Origin of the sequence: Xanthomonas rydalmerensis (assembly GCF_033170385.1) — a bacterium.
Lineage (GTDB): Bacteria > Pseudomonadota > Gammaproteobacteria > Xanthomonadales > Xanthomonadaceae > Xanthomonas_A > Xanthomonas_A rydalmerensis.
Genome location: NZ_CP126170.1, coordinates 1,737,119 through 1,755,891 on the forward strand (window position 1 = coordinate 1,737,119; position 18,773 = coordinate 1,755,891).

17 protein-coding genes are annotated in these 18,773 nt (G+C 69.1%); 1 reads left to right on the forward strand and 16 read right to left on the reverse strand.

All coding sequences use genetic code 11. From position 1 onward, the window contains the following. Positions 1-45: 45 nt before the first annotated feature. From bamA to QN245_RS07230, 16 genes are all read right to left on the reverse strand, one after another. The gene (gene bamA / locus QN245_RS07155; protein ID WP_317844938.1) at positions 46-2,466 is read right to left on the reverse strand and encodes an outer membrane protein assembly factor BamA; all 2,421 of its coding nucleotides are present in this window, start codon (positions 2,464-2,466) and stop codon (positions 46-48) included. A gap of 80 nt (positions 2,467-2,546) precedes the next feature. Further along, positions 2,547-3,905, reverse strand: coding sequence for an RIP metalloprotease RseP (gene rseP, locus QN245_RS07160; RefSeq protein WP_317844939.1), 1,359 nt, complete (start codon positions 3,903-3,905; stop codon positions 2,547-2,549). A 26-nt stretch (positions 3,906-3,931) separates the two neighbouring features. After that, positions 3,932-5,137, reverse strand: a complete 1,206-nt coding sequence (locus tag QN245_RS07165; protein ID WP_160970840.1) for a 1-deoxy-D-xylulose-5-phosphate reductoisomerase — start codon at positions 5,135-5,137, stop codon at positions 3,932-3,934. Between the two features lie 5 nt (positions 5,138-5,142). Then, positions 5,143-5,967: a phosphatidate cytidylyltransferase gene (locus QN245_RS07170; RefSeq protein ID WP_317844940.1), complete on the reverse strand. Its 825-nt coding sequence runs from the start codon at positions 5,965-5,967 to the stop codon at positions 5,143-5,145. Beyond that, positions 5,964-6,704 (reverse strand): polyprenyl diphosphate synthase, encoded by a 741-nt coding sequence (uppS, locus tag QN245_RS07175; protein WP_160970844.1) that lies wholly within the window; start codon positions 6,702-6,704, stop codon positions 5,964-5,966. The genes QN245_RS07170 and uppS overlap by 4 nt, the downstream gene beginning before the upstream one ends. Before the next feature lie 38 nt (positions 6,705-6,742). Further along, the gene (gene frr / locus QN245_RS07180; protein WP_317844941.1) at positions 6,743-7,300 is read right to left on the reverse strand and encodes a ribosome recycling factor; all 558 of its coding nucleotides are present in this window, start codon (positions 7,298-7,300) and stop codon (positions 6,743-6,745) included. A 203-nt stretch (positions 7,301-7,503) separates the two neighbouring features. Continuing rightward, on the reverse strand, positions 7,504-8,226 hold the full coding sequence (gene pyrH, locus QN245_RS07185) for a UMP kinase (RefSeq protein WP_160970848.1): 723 nt from the start codon (positions 8,224-8,226) through the stop codon (positions 7,504-7,506). A gap of 81 nt (positions 8,227-8,307) precedes the next feature. Beyond that, the gene (locus tag QN245_RS07190; protein ID WP_317844942.1) at positions 8,308-9,801 is read right to left on the reverse strand and encodes a GGDEF domain-containing protein; all 1,494 of its coding nucleotides are present in this window, start codon (positions 9,799-9,801) and stop codon (positions 8,308-8,310) included. Positions 9,802-9,920: 119 nt separating this feature from the next. After that, on the reverse strand, positions 9,921-10,799 hold the full coding sequence (gene tsf, locus QN245_RS07195; protein WP_160970852.1) for a translation elongation factor Ts: 879 nt from the start codon (positions 10,797-10,799) through the stop codon (positions 9,921-9,923). A gap of 151 nt (positions 10,800-10,950) precedes the next feature. Next, positions 10,951-11,748, reverse strand: a complete 798-nt coding sequence (gene rpsB / locus QN245_RS07200; RefSeq protein WP_017908839.1) for a 30S ribosomal protein S2 — start codon at positions 11,746-11,748, stop codon at positions 10,951-10,953. A gap of 278 nt (positions 11,749-12,026) precedes the next feature. Then, a complete protein-coding gene (locus QN245_RS07205) occupies positions 12,027-12,731 on the reverse strand; it encodes a fimbrial biogenesis chaperone (RefSeq protein ID WP_317844943.1) in 705 nt (234 codons plus the stop codon). A 23-nt stretch (positions 12,732-12,754) separates the two neighbouring features. Then, positions 12,755-13,075, reverse strand: a complete 321-nt coding sequence (locus QN245_RS07210; protein ID WP_160970854.1) for a hypothetical protein — start codon at positions 13,073-13,075, stop codon at positions 12,755-12,757. Positions 13,076-13,156: 81 nt separating this feature from the next. Next, positions 13,157-14,179, reverse strand: coding sequence for a Csu type fimbrial protein (locus QN245_RS07215; RefSeq protein WP_317844944.1), 1,023 nt, complete (start codon positions 14,177-14,179; stop codon positions 13,157-13,159). Then, entirely contained in the window at positions 14,176-16,545 is a 2,370-nt protein-coding gene (locus tag QN245_RS07220) for a fimbria/pilus outer membrane usher protein (RefSeq protein WP_317844945.1), read from the reverse strand. Before QN245_RS07220 ends, QN245_RS07215 begins: the two co-directional genes overlap by 4 nt. Further along, positions 16,496-17,236 (reverse strand): fimbrial biogenesis chaperone, encoded by a 741-nt coding sequence (locus QN245_RS07225; protein WP_160965668.1) that lies wholly within the window; start codon positions 17,234-17,236, stop codon positions 16,496-16,498. Before QN245_RS07225 ends, QN245_RS07220 begins: the two co-directional genes overlap by 50 nt. Before the next feature lie 14 nt (positions 17,237-17,250). Further along, positions 17,251-17,754 carry a Csu type fimbrial protein gene (locus QN245_RS07230; protein WP_160965670.1) on the reverse strand — a complete coding sequence of 168 codons (504 nt, stop codon included), beginning with the start codon at positions 17,752-17,754 and terminating at the stop codon, positions 17,251-17,253. Positions 17,755-17,980: 226 nt separating this feature from the next. On the opposite strand from QN245_RS07230, the gene map reads away from it, so the two are divergent. Continuing rightward, positions 17,981-18,757, forward strand: a complete 777-nt coding sequence (gene map / locus QN245_RS07235) for a type I methionyl aminopeptidase (protein WP_237474207.1) — start codon at positions 17,981-17,983, stop codon at positions 18,755-18,757. Positions 18,758-18,773: the final 16 nt, after the last annotated feature.

An 18,773-nucleotide genomic window follows, 5' to 3' on the forward strand; every position in this document is an offset into this window, starting at 1 on the left:
AACCTGGCTGCCAGGGCAACGCCCTGGCAGCGGGTGGGCAGTTCTTTAGAACTGACCACCAAAGGTGAACTGCAGACGCTCGATCTCGTCGTTGTCTTCCTTCTTCAGCGGAACCGCATAGCTGATCGAGATCGGACCGACCGGCGCGCGCCACAGCAACGCGATGCCGGTGGAGGCACGCAGTTCGTTGGACTTGAAATTGTCCACGCCGTTGAACACGTTGCCGACGTCCACGAACGCCGAAATGCGCGCCGACGGGCTGTCGAACAGCTTCGGGAAGTACATTTCCGCCGAACCCACGGTCTTGAACGAGCCGCCCAGCGGCTGGCCGCGGCTGTACGAGGCGGTGGCCTCCGAGCGCGGGCCGAGGGTGTTGTCCTCGAAGCCGCGGACCGAGTTGGTGCCGCCGGCGTAGAAGTTCTCGTAGAACGGCAGGCCCGAGGCGGTGACGCGGCGGACCAGGTTGGTGCCGTCGCAGGCCTGCGGGTTGTAGACCGGCGTGCCTTGCGCATCGGGCACGGTGACACCGCAGATGTCGCGCGAGACGTCGCTGCCGTAGCTGTCGCCGTAGCCGAACTCCGCGCGGGTATTGAGCACCAGCGCCGGCGAGATCGGCCAGTACTTGGAGATCTGGTAGTTGAGCTTCCAGTACTCCACGGTCGAGCCGGGCAGGGTGGCTTCCAGGCCCACGCGCTGGTACATGCCGCGGGTCGGCATGAAGTAGTCGTTGCGGGTGTCGCGCGCCCAGCCCAGTTCGCTGCGCCAGGCGTGGAAGGTCTTGGTCCCCATCGCGTCGATGTAGTTGATGATCGCCTGCGGGGTGAAGCCGGGATAGGTGGTGATCTGGTTGCTGTCCACGCCGAACATCAGCGAGACGCTGTCGGTTTCGGTGATCGGCACGCCGAAGATCACCTGCGCCGCGCCGTTGGTGCTGTTGTACTGCGCGGTGCCGAAGTCGGAGTAGTCCAGCTTGCGCCACGACAGGTTGTAGCCCAGCGATACGCCGTCGTCGGTGAAGAACGGATTGGTGTAGGAGAACGCGTAGCGCTCCTGGTAGCTGCTGCGCGAGGCGTCCACCGAGACGCGGTTGCCGCCGCCGAGGAAGTTGTTCTGCGACAGCTGCACCGAGGTGGTGACGCCGTAGGTCTGCGAGTAGCCCAGGCCGAAGGTGAAGCTGCCAGAGGTGGTCTCCTTGACGTTGTAGACCACGTCGACCTTGTCGTTGCTGCCCGGCACCGGCGGGGTTTCCACGTCCACCGACTCGAAGTAGCCCAGGCGCTGCAGGCGGATCTTGGAGCGGTCGATCGCCGCCTGCGAGTACCAGGTGTCCTCGAACTGGCGCATTTCGCGACGCAGCACTTCGTCGGAGGTGCGGGTGTTGCCGCGGAACACGATGCGCCGCACCGAAACGCGCGGACCCGGGGTCACCTGCAGGTTCACCGCCACCGTGCGCTTCTCGCGGTCGGTGGTCGGGATCGGGGTGACCTTGGCGAAGGCGTAGCCGATGTTGCTCAGGGTGTTGGTGATCGCGTCGGAGCTGTATTCCAGCAGCGCGCGCGAGAAGGTGTCGCCCGGCTTGGGGATCACCAGCTTCTCGATCTCTTCCTGCGGCAGGATGGTGTCGCCGGTGACCTTGATGTCGGAGATCTTGTACTGCTCGCCTTCGGTGATGCCGGCGGTCAGGTACATGTCGCGCTTGTCGGGGCTGATCGCGACCTGGGTGGAGTCGACGCTGAAGTCGACGTAGCCGCGGTCCAGGTACCAGGAGTTGAGCTTCTCCAGGTCGCCGGACAGCTTTTCCTTGGAGTATTGGTCGTCGCGGCGGTACCAGGACAGCCAGTTGTGCTCGCGCGACTCCCAGTTCTCCATGATGTCCTGGTTGAGGAACTTCTCGGTGCCGATCAGGTTGACGTGGCGGATCTTGGCCGCCTTGCCTTCCTTGATCGCGATGGCCACGTCGACGCGGTTGCGGTCCAGCGGGCTCACCGTCGGGGTGATCTCGACGTTGTACTTGCCGCGGTTGTTGTACTGGCGGGTCAACTCCTGGGTCACCCGGTCCAGGCTCAGCCGGTCGAAGGTGCCGCCCTCGCTGAGGCCGATGTCGGACAGGCCCTTGAGCAGTTCCTCGCTCTTGATGTCCTTGTTGCCGGTGACGGTCAGCTTGTTGATCGCCGGACGCTCCTTGACCGTGACCACCAGGATGTTGCCCTGGCGGTCGACGCGCACGTCCTCGAAGAAGCCGGTGCGGTACAGCGCACGGATCGCCTCGGCGACCTTGGCCTCGTCCACGCTGTCGCCGCGTTCCACCGGCAGGTAGGTGAACACGGTGCCGGACGAAATGCGTTGCAGCCCGTCGACGCGGATGTCGCTGGCGGTGAAGGGCTCCGCTACCTGGGCCATGGCCGGCAGGCTGAGGCTGGCGGCGAGGGTGAGGGCAAGCAGGCGGCGAGTGGGAAATCTCGTCATGTCACGTCCGGTAGAGGTCGATATCGTTGTTGCATGGGCGCCGGCGCAAGACGACAGCGGGTCGAGTGGATCGGCGCGGGTCATCGCAGTGCCTGGCCGAAGAGGTCGTTGTAGAACGCCAACCCCATCAGTCCTGCCAGCAACGTCAGGCCCACGAACTGCCCTGCCGCCATGGCGCGCTCGCTCAGCGGGCTGCCCTTGACCAACTCGATAAGGTAATACAGCAAGTGCCCGCCGTCCAAGATCGGGATCGGCAGCAGGTTCATGATCGCCAGGCTCAGCGACAGCAGGGCCAGGAAATTCAGGAACCAGTCCGGGCCCTGCTTGGCCGAGACGTTGGCGACCTTGGCGATGGTGATCGGGCCGGACACGTTCTTCAGCGAGGCCTCGCCGGTCAGCATGCGGCGCAGGATGCCGAGGGTGTCGCCGGCCAGCCGGCCGGTCTCGCGGAAGGCGACCGGGATCGCCGCCAGCGGGCCGTAGCGCAGGGTGGCGTCGTAGGCCGGCCGGCGCTGCTCGCCGATGCCCACGCCCAGCTTCCAGCTCGGCGCGCCGGGGCCGGCGGTCGGCTTGAGATGAACCTCCAGCGCCAGCCGCTCGCCGTTGCGCTCGACCTCGATCAGGCCGTTGCCGCCGTCGCGGCCCAGCGCCTGCACCCGTGGCGCGACCTGGTCGGCGCTGGTGATCGGGGCGCCGTCCACCGCCAGCACGCGGTCGCCGGGGCGCAGCACGCCGTCGGCGGCCGAGCCGGCGGCGACGTTGGCGATGACCGCCGGCTGCAGGGTGAAGCGCCAGGTCAGGCCGGCCAGGGCCGGCACCTGCTGCTCGTCGAAGCCGACCGGCAGCTGCGACAGGCGCAGGGTATGGGTGCGGCTGGCGCCGTCCTGCGCGTCCTCGGTCTGCACCGGCACGTCCTCGCGGTCCATGGCGGCGACGGTCAACTGCATGGCTGCCTCGCTCCAGGTCGCGACGTCGCGGTCGCCGACGCGGACGATGCGCTCGCCGGGCTGGAACCCGGCCTGCTGGGCCAGGCCCTCGGCGCGGCCGACGATCGGCGCGTAGTCCTGCTTGCCGATCACGAACATGGCCCACAGCAGCGCCACGCACAGGATCAGGTTGGCGATGGGGCCGGCGGCGACGATGGCGATGCGCTGCCATACGCTCTTGTTGTTGAAGGCCTGCGATCGCTCGGCCGGGGCCACCTCGCCCTCGCGCTCGTCGAGCATCTTCACGTAGCCGCCGAGCGGGATCGCGGCGATCGCGAACTCGGTGCCGTGGCGGTCGTAGCGCGACCACAGCGGCTTGCCGAAGCCCACCGAGAAGCGCAGCACCTTGACCCCGCAGCGGCGGGCGACCCAGAAATGGCCGAACTCGTGGAAGGTCACCAGGATGCCCAGGCTGACCAGCATCCACCAGATGGAGCCAAAGAAATTACCCATGCGCGTGGCTCATGGCGGCGTGGGAATCAAGCATGGGCGAATTGGCGGGCAATGGCGAGTTCGGTGATCTTGCGCGATTGCGCATCCGCCGCCAGCAATGCGTCCAGGGAATCGGCCGCGACCGCAGGCAGCTCGGTCAGGGCGTTCTCGACCAGCGCAGGAATCGATAGGAAACCGATCCGGCCCTGAAGAAAGGCTGAAACAGCCACTTCGTTGGCCGCGTTCAGGATCGCCGGGGCGCTGCCGCCGGCCTGCATCGCGCGCCAGGCCAGGCCCAGGCAGGGGAAGGCGTCCAGATCAGGCGCCTCGAAATCCAGCCGGCCCTGCGCCAGCAGGTCCAGCCCGGCGACCCCGGAGGCGATCCGGTCCGGCCAGCCCAGGCCCACCGCCAGGGTGGTGCGCATGTCGGGCAGGCCCATCTGCGCCAGGGTCGAGCCGTCGATGAACTCGACCAGCGAATGCACCAGGCTCTGCGGGTGCACCAGCACCTCGATGCGCTCGGGCGCCAGCGCGAACAGGTGGTGGGCCTCGATCACTTCCAGGCCCTTGTTCATCAACGTCGCCGAATCGACGGAGATCTTCGGCCCCATCGACCACTTCGGGTGCGCAACGGCCTGCGCCGGGGTCACCGCCTGCAGGCGCGCGCGGTCCCAGCCGCGGAACGGACCGCCGGAGGCGGTCAGCAGCACACGCCGTACTTCGGCGCCGGTCTGGCGCGAACGCAGGCACTGGAAGATGGCGTTGTGCTCGCTGTCAATCGGGATGATCTCGGCGCCGGCCGCCGCGGCGGCAGCCGTGACCAGCTCGCCGGCCAGCACCAGGGCCTCCTTGTTCGCCAGCAGTAGACGCTTGCCGGCGCGGGCCGCGGCCAGGGTCGAGGCGAGGCCCGCGGCACCGACGATGGCGGCGACCACGCTGTCGCAGGCGTCGCTGGCCACCAGCTGGTCCAGCGCGGCGTCGCCGGCATGCGCCTGGGTCGCCAGCCCGGCCGCGCGCAGACCGTCGCGCAGCGCCGGGTACAGGTCCGGATCGGCGATCACCGCATGGGCGGGGCGATGCGTGGCGCACAGCGCCAGCAGCGCGTCGACATTGCGCCCGGCCGCCAGCACGCCGGCGCGCAGGCGCTGGGGATGGCGCGCGATCACGTCCAGCGCCGAGGCGCCGATCGAGCCGGTGGCGCCGAGCACGGCGATGGTGCGCACCGTGTCGGCTTTGCTGCGTTGCGTGTTCACTGGCCTCAGAACCCGAAGATGTCCTTGCCCAGCGCGAAGATCGGCAGCGCCGCCAGCACGCCGTCGATCCGGTCCAGCACGCCGCCGTGACCGGGAATCACGTTGCCCGAGTCCTTGGCGCCGACGTGGCGCTTGAGCAGGCTTTCGAACAGGTCGCCGACCACCGAGGCCAGCACGCTGACCGCGGCCACGATCAGCAGCCCGGGCAGGTGCGGCAGGGTCACCCCGGCCAGCCAGCCGAAGCCGGCGGCCACGATCAGGCCGGCCAGCAAGCCGCCGATCAGGCCTTCCAAGGTCTTGTTGGGGCTGATCCGCGGCGCCAGCTTGTGCTTGCCGAACTGGCGGCCGGCGAAATAGGCGCCGGAATCGGCGGCCCACACCGTGGCCAGGGCGGTCAGCAGCCAGCGGTGACCGTTCGGCTCGCTGGCGTGGATCAGGCCCAGCGCGGCCCAGGCCGGGACGATCGCCAGGGTGCCGGCGGCGAGCTTGAACACCCGCGCATAGGTGGCGTGGTCGGAGCCGAAGCGGTAGAAGCCCAGCCACAGCAGCGCCGCGCACCACCAGCCGACGCCGATCAGGGTGGTCAGCTGGAACAGCACCAGCGAGCCGGCCGAGGCCCACACCAGCAGCACCATCAGCAGCAGGTTGAGCATCAGCAGGATGGTGCGCGGCAGGGTGTCGTCGACCTCGGCCAGCTTCAGCCATTCCCACAGGCCGATCAGGAAGATCAACGCGGCCAGCGCGACCAGCCACTGGGTCGGCAGCAGCAGAATGGCGCAGATGGCCAGCGGGGCCATGATCAGCGCGGCGATGACGCGGGTACGGGTCATGCGGAAACGTTCTCCGTCGCCGCTTCGGCGACCTGCGCGCTGGTGAGGCCGAAACGCCGCTCGCGGCGGGCGTAGTCGTCCAGGGCTTGTTGCAGCACCTCCGGTCCGAACTCGGGCCAGAGGGTCTCGGTGAACCACAGTTCGGTATAGGCCAGCTGCCACAGCAGGAAGTTGCTGATGCGCAGGTCGCCGCCGGTGCGGATGAACAGGTCCGGCGGCGGCAGGTCGGCCAGCGCCATGCGCGCCGACAGGGCGTCCTCGTCGATTTGCTCCGGGCGCAGGCGCCCGGCGGCGACGTCCTCGGCCAGCGCGCGTGCGGCCAGGGCGATGTCCTGGCGGCCGCCGTAGCTGGCGGCGATCGACAGGTGCAGGGCCTGGTTGTCGCGGGTGCGCGCCTCGGCCTGGGCCATGCGCTCGCACAGCGACGGCGCGAAGCGCGAACGGTCGCCGATGAAGCGCACGCGCACGCCGCGTCGCTGCAGCTCCTCGACCTCGCGATCGAGTGCGTGCAGGAACAGCTTCATCAGCGCGTCCACTTCCTCCTGCGGGCGCCCCCAGTTCTCGCTGGAAAAGGCGAACAGGGTCAGCGCGCCGATGCCGCGCTCCAGGCAGAAATCGATGGTGCGGTTGACCGCGCGGGCGCCGGCACGGTGGCCGATCACGCGCGGCCGACGGCGGCGCTGCGCCCAGCGGCCGTTGCCATCCATGATGATGGCCAGATGGCGGGGCAGGGACATGGGGACGGGGTCGGAAGGCATGGCCGGCAGGCGCAGGCTCAGACCGCCATCAGTTCCTGTTCCTTGCCCTTGACCACGTCGTCCACGTCCTTGATCGCCTTGTCGGTCAGCTTCTGGATGTCGTCCTCGCTGGCGCGGGCTTCGTCCTCGGTGACCTTCTTGTCCTTCAGCAGATCCTTGACCTGCTGGTTGGCGTCGCGGCGGATGTTGCGGATCGCGACCTTGGTGTCCTCGCCTTCGCCGTGCACGACCTTGGACAGCTCACGGCGGCGTTCCTCGGTGAGGGCGGGGAGGTTGAGGCGGATGGTGGTGCCGGCGGTGTTCGGGGTCAGGCCCAGGTCCGAGGCCAGGATCGCCTTCTCGACCGCGCTGACCATCTGCTTTTCCCACGGGGTGATGGTCAGCGAGCGGGCGTCGGCGACGGCCACGCTGGCGACCTGGCTCAGCGGCATGTCCGAGCCGTAGTAGTTGACCTTCAGGTGCTCGACCAGCGCGGTCGACGCGCGCCCGGTGCGCACCTTGACGAGCGTATGACGCAGCGCGTCGATGCTCTTGGCCATGCGGGTCTGTGCGTCTTGCTTGATTTCGTTGAGCATCGCCGGTGTCCGTGCTGAATCTGAATCGGACGATTATAGCCGGGAAAGGCGTGGGGCCGGGATTGGGGATTCGGGATTGGGGATTCGTAAAAGCCGCGCTTCAGGCGCATGCACCGCGGTGGCTTTTACCGCAGGCGCGATGCTGCAGCGCGCAATGCTCTTGCGAATCCCCAATTCCCAATTGCCAATCCCGGGTCGAGGCGTCAGCCCCGACCCTTCACCAACGTGCCGATCTCGGCACCGCGCAGGATCTTCAGCAGTTCGCCGGGCTGGCCCATGTTGAAGATGCGCAGCGGCAGGTCGCTGTCGCGGGCCAGGGCGAAGGCGGCGGTGTCCATCACCTCGAGGTTGCGGGCGATGACCTCGTCGTAGGTCAGGCTGTCGAAGCGCACTGCGTCGGCGTGCTTCTTCGGGTCCTTGTCGTACACGCCGTCGACCTTGGTCGCCTTCAGCAGCAGGTCGGCGCCGATCTCGATCGCGCGCAGCGCCGCGCCGGAGTCGGTGGTGAAGAAGGGGTTGCCGGTGCCGGCGGCGAAGATCGCGATGCGGCCCTTTTCCAGGTGGCGGATCGCGCGGCGGCGGATGAAGTCCTCGCACACGTCGTTGATCTTGATCGCGCTCATCACCCGCACCTTGGCGCCGAGCTTCTCCAGCGCGTCCTGCATCGCCAGCGCGTTGATGACGGTGGCGAGCATGCCCATGTGGTCGCCGGTGACCCGGTCCATGCCGCCGGCGGCCAGGCCGGCGCCGCGGAAGATGTTGCCGCCGCCGATCACCAGCGCCACTTCCGCGCCGGCCTGCTGCGCCTCGATCACCTCATGGGCCAGGCGATTGATGATCTTGGGATCGATGCCGTAGTCCCCGTCCCCCATCAGCGCTTCGCCGGAAAGTTTCAACAGGATACGGCGATAGGCGAGCTGGGACATGGCGACCTCGTTGGGGGATGACGGGCAAACCACACGATTTTAGCCGATGCGCGCCAGCGCGTCTGTGCAGTCGGCGATGCTTCAGCGTTGCACCTCGCCGCACGAGCGCGCGGTGACGCGGTTGCGGCCGCCGTGCTTGGCGCTGTACAGCATGTCGTCGGCCGCCTGCAGCAGTTCCTGCGCGCTGTTGAAGCGCTCGCGGCCGCCCTGGGTGGCCACGCCCGCGGAGAAGCTGATGCGCAGTGGCCCCTGCTTGGTCTCGGTCATCGGCCGCTGCGCGATCTCGGACAGGATGCGCCGCATGACCCCGAGCGCGGCGTCTTCGCCGGTATTGGGCAACAGCACCAGGAATTCCTCGCCACCGAAGCGCGCCACGATGTCGCTGCTGCGCACCAGCGGCTGCAGGGCCTGGGCGAACGCGCGCAGCACCTGGTCGCCGACCAGGTGGCCGTGGGCGTCGTTGATCTTCTTGAAATCGTCCAGGTCGATGAAGGCCACCGACAGCGGCCAGTCGTGGCGGTTGGCCAGCTCGAACTGCTGCTGCAGCAGGGTGTCCAGTTGGTGCCGGTTGAACACGCCGGTGAGGGCGTCGCGGCTGGCCTGCTCGGCCAGGCGCCGGGCGTGCTGCTCGTATTCGTCGGCGCGCTGGCGCACGCGGTTGGCTTCCTGCACGTCGCGCAGGTTGCGCAGCACCATCAGTTCGCGGGCGTGGCTGATGATCGCGTCGACCCGCTCCGGCTGCGCGATGCGCACGTCGAAGATCGGGCTGACCGCCGGCAGCGCCTCGGCGATGTGGCCGATCACTTCGTCGAAGCGGCGGCTGTCCAGCTGCAGGTCGCGATAGGCGCGCTGCATGGCGTAGGTGCGCGCGGCTTCGGTGTCCTCGCTGAGCCAGATATCGGCAATCGGCCCGGACAGGCGCACGCAGATGTCGAAGGGCTCGCTCGCCGCGGCATCGTTGCCGTTGGCGATGCTGCGCTGCAGGTAGGCGGGCAGCTTCCATTTCTTCGCCAGCCAGGCGCCGACCTCGGCGTGGTCGGCGCCCAGGTGCTCGCGCTCCAGGGCGCTCAGCCGCTGCGGATCGCCGGCGGCTTCGTGCAGCAGTGCGGCGTACTGGTCGTGGCAGACGTGCAGCAGGGCCAGTGCGCCCATGTCCTGCAGCAGGCCGGCCAGCATCAGTTCCTCGTGCTTGCGCAGGCCGACGGCCTGGCCGAGCAGGCGGCTGGCCAGGGCTGCCAGCACGCTGCGCCGCCACAGCCGTTCCTGCGGTGCGCTGGCGTCGCCACGCAGGCTCTGCACCATCGAAAAGCCCAGTGCCAGGCTCAGCGCGGCGTTCAGGCCGAGCATGGTCAGCGCCTGGCCGAGGTTGTCGATGCGTCGCCGGCTGGCGTACAGCGGGGAATTGGCGATGCGCAGCATCCGCGCGCTCAGCGCCATGTCCATGGCGATGGCATCGGCGGTGGCAGCGAGATCCACGTCCGCATCCTGCGCGAGTTCGATGATGCGCAGGGCGATGCCCGGGGGCGAGGGCAGGTCGCGGGAGTGGCTCAGGATCGCTTCGAGTTCAGGATGCATGCACTTCCGATACGGCATGGAATAAGAGGTGGGGCAGCGGCCTGTCCCAGCCCGCGCAGCGTACACCCGCAAAAAAAAAGCCGCGACAATGCGCGGCTCTTTTCTTCCCGGGGGCGGGATCAGGCCAGGCCGGCCTGCTTCATCACTTCGGCGGCGTAGTCTTCCACCACCTTCTCGATGCCTTCGCCCACGGCCAGGCGCTGGAAGCCGACCACATCGGCGCCGGCGGCCTTCACCGCCTGCTCCACGGTCTGGTCGGTGTTCAGCACGTAGGGCTGGCCGTACAGGGTGACTTCGTTGACGATCTTGGCGATCTTGCCGCTGATGATCTTCTCCAGGATGTCGGCCGGCTTGGCCTTGTCCTTCTCCGACATCTTGGCCAGCTCGATTTCCTTTTCCTTGGCCACGAACTCGGCCGGGACGTCGGACGCCTTGATGTGCGGCGGGTTCATCGCCGCGATGTGCATGGCGATGCCACGGGCCAGGTCGGCGTCGCCGCCCTTGACCTCGACCAGCACGCCGATGCGGCCGCCGTGCACGTAGGCGGCGACGTTGTTGGCGCTGTCGATGCGCACCAGGCGGCGCACCTGCACGTTCTCGCCGACCTTGGCGATGACCGCGGCGCGGGCTTCCTCGACGGTCTCGCCGCCGGGCAGCTTGGCGCTCTTCAGCGCTTCGACGTCAGCGGCACCGGAGGTCAGCGCGGCCTGGACCACGGCGTCGGTGAAGGCCAGGAAGTTGTTGTCCTTGGCGACGAAGTCGGTCTCGGAGTTGATTTCGACCAGGACCGCCTTGCCGCCGTCCTGGGCCATCGCGATGCGGCCTTCGGCGGCGACGCGGTCGGCTTTCTTGTCGGCCTTGGCCAGGCCCGACTTGCGCAGCCACTCGGCGGCGTTGTCGATGTTGCCGGCGTTCTCGGTGAGTGCCTTCTTGCACTCCATCATGCCGGCGCCGGTGCGCTCGCGCAGTTCCTTGACCAGGGAAGCAGTGATTTCCACGGGATGTCCTCACGAAAGGTGGGAAAAGGCCGGCTTGCGGCCGGCCGGAAGATCTGGGGGGCGGGCGCCGCAGGCGGCGCTCGCGAAGCCGGGCGCGCCGAACGCGCCGGGCGGCGGCTGCGCATGATCGCGCAGTCGCATGGCGCGCCGGTTACTCGGCGGCGGGAGCGGTCTCTTCGGCCTTCTTGCCGTTCTTGCGCGGGCCGCGGCCCTTGTCGTCGCCGCCCTCGGCGAACTCTTCCTCGCGCACGCTGGCGGCGTTCGGCGCAGCGGCCTTGCCTTCCAGCACGGCGTCGGCGGCGGCACGGGCGTACAGCTGCACGGCGCGGATGGCGTCGTCGTTGCCGGGGATGGCGTAGTCCACCAGGTCCGGGTTGTAGTTGGTGTCGACCACCGCGATCACCGGGATGCCGAGCTTCTTGGCTTCCTTGATGGCGATGTCTTCATGGCCGATGTCGATGACGAACAGGGCGTCGGGCAGGCGGTTCATTTCCTTGATGCCGCCCAGCGAGGCTTCCAGCTTGTCGCGCTCGCGGCGCAGGGTCAGCACTTCGTGCTTGACCAGCTTGTCGAAGGTGCCGTCGGTCTCGGCCGCTTCCAGTTCCTTCAGGCGCGCCACCGACTGCTTGACGGTGCGGAAGTTGGTCAGCGTGCCGCCCAGCCAGCGCTGGGTCATGAACGGCTGGCCGCAACGCTCGGCTTCTTCCTTCACCGCGTCGCGGGCGCTGCGCTTGGTGCCCAGGAACAGGATGGTGCCGCGCTTCTGCGCGACGCTGGAGATGAAGTTCATCGCGTCGTTGAACAGCGGAACCGTCTTCTCGAGGTTGATGATGTGGATCTTGCCGCGCGCGCCGAAGATGTACGGCGCCATCTTGGGGTTCCAGTAGCGGGTCTGGTGGCCGAAGTGGACGCCGGCTTCCAGCATCTGACGCATGGTGACCTGGGGCATTGCAGTGACTCCTGATGGGGAACCGGCCGTGCGCGGGCAGGAATGGGTGAAGCGCGCGCATGACGGTGCGGCCTTGTGGGTCCGCACGACGATTCCGGGGTTGGGCCTCCCTGCTGTCTCCGTGGCCGAACTCCTTGCGGAGCACCCCGGCACGGGCGATGGCAGCAGGTGTGAATTCGCCGGTGCGTCCGGCGTGGACGGTCCATCGGGCTATGACAGGCACGACGAAGCCGCGCACTATACCTGGCGGCGGTGGGCGGCGCAATGCGCCGGGTGGCTCACTCGGCCGGCAGCGGCTGCAGCGCTGACTGCTCGTCGAGCCGTGCCGCGAAGCGGCCGCCCGGTGCGGTCGCGGCGGCCGGCAGCGGCCAGCGCTTGTATTCGCCGGGCAGGACGTAGCCGGCGAGGCTGGGGAACAGGGTCATGGTATGGCCCTCGGCGCCGATGAAGCTCAGGTCGCTGAGCCGGGCGTGGGCGTTGCCGCGGTTGTGCACCACCAGCTCCGGCCCGCCCGCGCCGGCGAGCAGGTGGACGCTGAGGCGCGGCGCCGCCGCGGGGTCCGATGCACTTAGGAACACCGGCGTGGAATAGCGCAGCAGCAGGGGAGGGGGCGTCGCCGCGGGTGCCGATGCAACGTCGGCCGGCGCGGTGCGTTCTTCCACCACCAGCCGGTAGGCACGCTCGGCGGTATCGGCGGGGGCGCTGCGTACCAGGCGCAACAGTTGCCGCCCCTGTGCCGGAATCGTGATCCACTGCGGACTGGCATGGAGGTCGTCGGTACTGTCCAACTGTTCCAGCCCGTTGGTCTGCTGCCAGCGATAGACCTGTACCTGCGCCTGCCAGGTGCGGTCCTGGGTATTGTCGAGCCAGATCTCGGTTCTGGTCTCGTCGGGGGCCAGTTGTACCAGGGTCGGGCTGATCCGCACTCCACCCGCATGGGCGCTGCCGGCCAACGCCAGCAGCAGCGCCGGCAGCAGGCGCATGAGCAAGCCACGGGCACCGCCCACTAGAACGCGACCGTGGCGTAGCGCGCCGGGTCGCGCGGCGCGGCGCCGGTCGTGGACAGGCTCAACGCCAGCGCGGTGCCGGCACTGGGCGCGGGCGCGCCGTCGACGCTGACCTGGTAGGCCATCGGGCGGTTGCAGGCGATCGTCGGCATCGCTCCGGGCTGCGCGCGGACCTCGGTGCCGACCTCGCAACTGCGCTCGATGCGGATGCCGATCCGCAATGCAGCGCTGCCGCTGCCGGCGGTCGGTTGTGCCGCCGCATCGACGCCGGCCACGCACAGGCTCGCCAACAACAGCGGTCGTAGGAACGGCAGGCGCATCGATCGGGACTCCGCGGTAGACACAACTGATAACGGCTCCCATCCCGGCAACTTGACCGGCGCGACGGCGCCGTTCAGCCCTCAGTAGGTCACGGTGACCTTGACCACATCGCTGTAGCTGCCCGGGGCCGGGGTCTGCTGGGCCGGCACTTGGCCGTACAGGGTGAGCGATTGCACGCTGCCGGTCCCGGTGCCGGTCTGGGTATCGGTGTTCAGGGTGCTGCCCCAGCGTTGGGTGCGGGCGGCGTCGCGGTACAGCTCGTAGGTGAGGAACTGGCCGCTGGCGTTGCGCATGCGGCGCACGTTGCCGCTGGCGTTCTGGCCGTTGTCCAGGCTCACCTGCCAGGCGGTGCGGTAGCGGCAGTTCATGCTGAGCGCGGTGGTGTAGTTCAGCGGATTGTCGATCAGGCCCGACTGCGTACCGAAATCCAGGTCGGCGATGCTGGCGATGGTGCAGGTCGGCGAGGCGGTGACGCTGGCCACGAACGGGAACTGCACCGAGGTGCCGCCGCCGGCGCCGCCGGTGGTGCAGGAGGCGGGCATGCTCGCCGGGGTGCCGATCAACGGTTCGTCGTAGCGGTACTGCAGGTTGGTGAACACCCCGCTGAAGTTGTTCTGGTAGAGCCCGGTGGCGATGCCGCTCTGCAGCGGGATGCGTCCATACAGGGTGTAGCTGGCGCTGCCGCTGCCGCCGGTCGCCAGCGAGGAGTAGGTCAGATCGACCTGGAGCGGGGTGGAGCCGGCCAGCGTGCTGCCCCAGATCAGGCTGCGCGCGCTGTCGCGGTAGAGCTGGAAGCCAAGGCTGTCGTTGAGCGGGTTGAGCATGCGCCGCGGCGCGATGCCCAGGCCGCCGCCCTGGGCACCCTCGCCGATGTTCAGGCACATGCGCACATAGATGGTGCCCAGGATGCTCAGCGCGCCGGTCTGGCAAGTGACCACGATCTGAGCGGTGGCGTCGGTGGCGGCGGTGTTGGAGAGGGTGCCGAAGCTCAGCGCCGTGGCCTGCGCGGTGCAGGTGGTGGTGGCCGCGGCGCGCGAGGGCAGCAGCAGTGTGGCCGCCAACAGCAAGGCCGGCAGCAGCATTCGCCAGGCGCGCGCGCTCATGGCGTGGTCTCCGGCAGGCAGCGCAGCGGCTCCAGGCCGGTGGGCCGCGCCTGCGTCGCGCGGTCGATCCGGAATCGACAACGGCTGCCGTGCATGTCCACCTCCAGATCGTTGCGGCCGGGCCCGAGTCCTTCCACATAGGCCTGGCCATCGTAGCCGACCACCGTGTCGACCCCCGGTCCACGTATCCGGCTGCCGACCGGCAGCGGCACGCCGTCGGCATCGCGCAGTTGCACCAGCACGCCGTCGCTGCGGCGGATCGGGAACGCCACCACCACCCCGGTGCGGTCGCGCGGCACCACGATCTGGTCGACCTGCTCCGGCCGCAACTCCGCCGGCAGGCGCATCGGATCGATCGACAGCTGGTTGTGCTGCCAGGCCAGCAGCGGCGTGACCAGCAGGAAGCCACGCGCATCGGTACGGCCGATCGGCCGGTTCTCCAGCAACACCGGCACGTCGGCGACGCCGCCGGTGGAGACCAGGGCGAAGGCCTGGTCGAGATCGCGGCCAGGGAACCAGCCGCCGCCGATCCAGGCCACGCCGCCCGAGGCTTCGGCATAGCCGTAGCTCTGGCCGCCGGCGCTGGCGATGCCGCCGGCGTAGCGGGCGCTGGGGCCGCGCCAGCTGGCTTCGGCCAGGCCGCCGCCGCCGTCCTGCCCGCCGCGCGCCTGCAGCCGCCAGCCGCTGCCGCCGTCGGCAGCCGCTGCCTGACTGAGATCGGCCGTCGCACTGGTGCGTTCGCCGAAACGCTGCAGGGCGACGCCGGCCTGGCGGCGCCCCTCCAGCGCGATCGACCAGCCCAGATACACGCTTCGGTCGCTGGCCTGGTCCAGGTTCTGGTTGATGCTCAGGTTCAACGACGACTGCCGCGGCAGGGCCCGGGTCCAGAACAGGCTGGCGTAGCGCTGGTCGCCGCTGTCCGGATAGGCCAGGCGCACATAGCTCAGGGCGATGCTGCCCAGGCCGTCCCAGGTGCTGCCGAACAGGGCGCGCTCGCTGACCCGCGGCGGCGCGGCGCCGTAACGCGCGGCCACGTCGCGGTAGCCGGATTGCGCGCGCTGGGTATCCAACGCCAGGTTGAAGCGGCCGTTGTTCCAGCGGTAGCTGAGCGCGTACTGCAGGCCTTGCTGGCCGGCATCGCCGCCGTGCGCCAGCGAGGCGCCGAACACGCCGGCGCGCGGCAGCAGCCACAGGGCGCCGACGCCGGCGTTGCGCACGCCGGCCCCGGCCTCGGCGTGCGCCTCGGCGGTGAAGCGCGGGCTGACACCGCGCCGCCAGCTGGCGCTGCCGACCGTGTCGCCGGCATAGGCGAAGTCGGCGACGCCGTAGTCCTCGCGCACCCGGCCCAGCGCCAGCGACCAGTCGGTCAGGCCGCTGGCCAGCAGATCCTGGGTCGCATAGAAAGGAAAGGCCAGCGAGCGGGTGCGACCGTAGGCGTCGGTGATCACCACCTGGGCATTGCCGGCGCCGTCCACGCCCGGCGCGGCGGACAGTTGGAACGGCCCGGCCGGCAGCTGCGCGCCGTACTGGCGGATGCCGTTGACGTACAGGTCCACGCTGGACGGCACCGCCACTTCGCCGAGGAATTCCGGCAACGGGGTGAGCGCGCGGTACGGCTGCAGGCCGAAATCGCTGCCCACCCGTACCCCGCCCAGGCGCAGCGTGCGGCTCCAACTGGTGCTGCTGCTGAAGGTGTCGCCCAGCACCACGCTGGTCATGCGCTCGGGCAACGACCATTGCCACTGCGTGTCCAGGCGGATCGCCTCGGCATGCCAGTCCTGCTGCGGCTCGCGGTACAGCCTGCCGACGAAGGACTGCCGCAGCAGGCCATCGCCCAGGCCGAACACGCGCAGTTCGCCGCTGGCGGTGAGATTGCTGGCGCTGCCCTGGCGGCTGGCATAGAGGTCGTAGTCGAGCAGGGCGCCGGGCGAACTGGTCGCCGGTAGCGACGGCACGCCGCCGCGGGCGTCGATCCGGGTGGTGGCGACGTCGAGCAGCGCCACCGGCGCGTCGATGGCCAGTTGCTGCAGGCTGGCGTCGTAGCGGAAGCGCACGCCGTCCAGATCGCCCAGGGCGATCGCCGCGGTGGCGTCGCTGCCGTCCACGCGCAGACCGAGCTGGCGCAAGGTTGCGGCACTGGCGCGCAGTTGCTCGCCGTCGCGCTGGAACTGGAACAGGCCCGGCTGCCGGGTCTGGTTCAGGGTGACCTCCAGGTACAGGGTCTCCTGCGCCGGCGCAGCGGCCTGGGGCGGGGTGGAGGGCTGAGGCTGGGCGACGGCGAGCGCGGCAGTGCCGGCCCACAGGGCCAGCAACAGCTCAGGGCGCCGCCGCGTCCACGACCAGCGACTGCGCGCGCGGCTCGCCATTGATCCTTGCCTCGAACGTTCCTTGTGGCTGCGCCAGCGCCGCCGGCAGCGGCCAGCGCTTGCGCTGGCCCGGCAGCACATAGCCGGCCAGGCCTTGGGCGATGGCGCTGCGCTGGCCATCGCTGGCGACGAACTGAAGGTCCACCAATTGCGCGTGGCCGTTGCCCTGGTTGAGCACTTCCAGCGCCGTGCCCGCGCCGTCGCGGACCAGCCGCGCGCGCAGTGCCGGCGCAGTGGCCACGGCCGGCTTGAGGAACACCGGCACCGAATAGCGCAGCACGAACTGCAGCCCGGCGCTGGCGTTGCCGCTGGCGTCCTGGCTGGGCAACTCGTCGACCAGGATGCGGTAGGCGTCCTCGCCGGCGCCGGGCGCGGGATCCAGGCGGATCACGCGGACCAACTGCCGCGAATGCGGCGCCAGCTCCAGCATCGGCGGGCTGAGCGCGATGCGGTCGCTGGGGTCGAGCACATCCTCGCCGTCGCGCTGCTGCCAATGGAACACGCGGACCTGCGCACGCAGCGGCACGTCGCCGCTGTTGCTCAGCCACACGCCCTGGGCGGTCTCCTCGGCGCGCAGCGACACCGAGGTCGGCGCCACCTGCAGGCTCGCCGCCACTGCCGCGCCGGCTGCCGCCAGCCACAACGCGGCGAGCGCCGGCAGGCGCAGGAAGGAATGCAGTCGCACATGCATGCAGGCGGCTCCGGTTACCAACTGACGGTGGCGGTGACGATGTCGCTGTATGAACCGGCAGGGTAGTTGGTGTTGGCGACCTGGCCGTAGACGGTGATCGGCTGCACTGCACCATTGCCGGTGCCGGCCTGGGTGTCAGTGCCGATGGTCGAGCCCCAGTTCTGCGTGCGCGCGGCATTGCGATACAGCGAGTAAGGCACCCGCGTGGTGTTGCCGGCGACGGCGCTGCCCATGGTGCGGGTGGTGACCGTGGCGCCGGAGCCGGAACCGGCGTTGAGCGCGATGTTGTACGGCGTGCCGGAGGTGCAACGCACGTTCAAGGTGCCGGTGCTGTTGATCGCCGTCTGGTTGGAATTGACGCTGCCGAAATCCACGTCGGTGGGGGCCGTCTGGATGTCGCAGACGCTGGTGATCTGGATTTTGACGTTGAAGGTACGCGAGTCGGACTGGGCCCAGGCCAGGCCGGTCCCGGCGACGAACAGCACGAGGAAGGCGAGAACGCGATGGAAGAGGTACATGGCAGGGTTCTTCGGTGAGGGCGGACAACCGCCGGTGTCGCCACCAATGCAAACTGCGGGCCAGTTCACATTTTTTTGGATCGTCATCTAGATTTCACATGAGATGGCGACCACAGGACAGCGCGTTCAGTGCGATGAAGACGATGGTGGTCAGGGCAACGCGCCGGAAAACCACCGATGCGCCCGGCGCGTTCAGCCAGCGCCGGGATGAGCGATAATGACGACCATGACCGTCAATCTGAAAACTCCGCAGGACATCGAGAAGATGCGCGTGGCCGGCCGCCTGGCCGCCGAGGTACTGGACCTGATCGGCCCGTACGTGAAGCCCGGCGTCACCACCGCCGAGCTGGACCGCATCTGCCACGACCATATCGTCAAGGTGCAGCAGGCGGTGCCGGCCAACGTCGGCTACCGCGGCTTTCCGAAGACCGTGTGCACGTCGGTGAACAACGTGATCTGCCACGGCATCCCCAGCGAAAGCAAGGTCCTGAAGGACGGCGACATCGTCAACATCGACGTCACCGTGATCAAGGACGGCTGGCATGGCGACACCAGCCGCATGTACTGCGCGGGTACCCCCTCGGTGATGGCGCGGCGCCTGATCGAGGCCACCTACGAGGCGATGTGGCGCGGCATCCGCGCGGTGAAGCCGGGCGCCACGCTCGGCGACATCGGCCATGCCATCCAGCAGTACGCCGAGAGCGAGCGCTTCAGCGTGGTGCGCGAGTACTGCGGCCACGGCATCGGCAAGGTCTACCACGACGAGCCGCAGGTGCTGCACTACGGCCGGCCGGGCGATGGCCTGGTGCTGAAGCCGGGCATGACCTTCACCATCGAGCCGATGATCAACGAGGGCACGCGCTACACCCGCGTGCTGCCGGACGGCTGGACCGTGGTGACCAAGGACCGCAAGCTCTCGGCGCAATGGGAGCACATGGTCGCCGTCACCGAGGATGGGGTGGAGGTACTGACCCTGTCGCCGGGCGGCCTCGGCGAGCCGTGAGCCTGCTGCCGGCCGG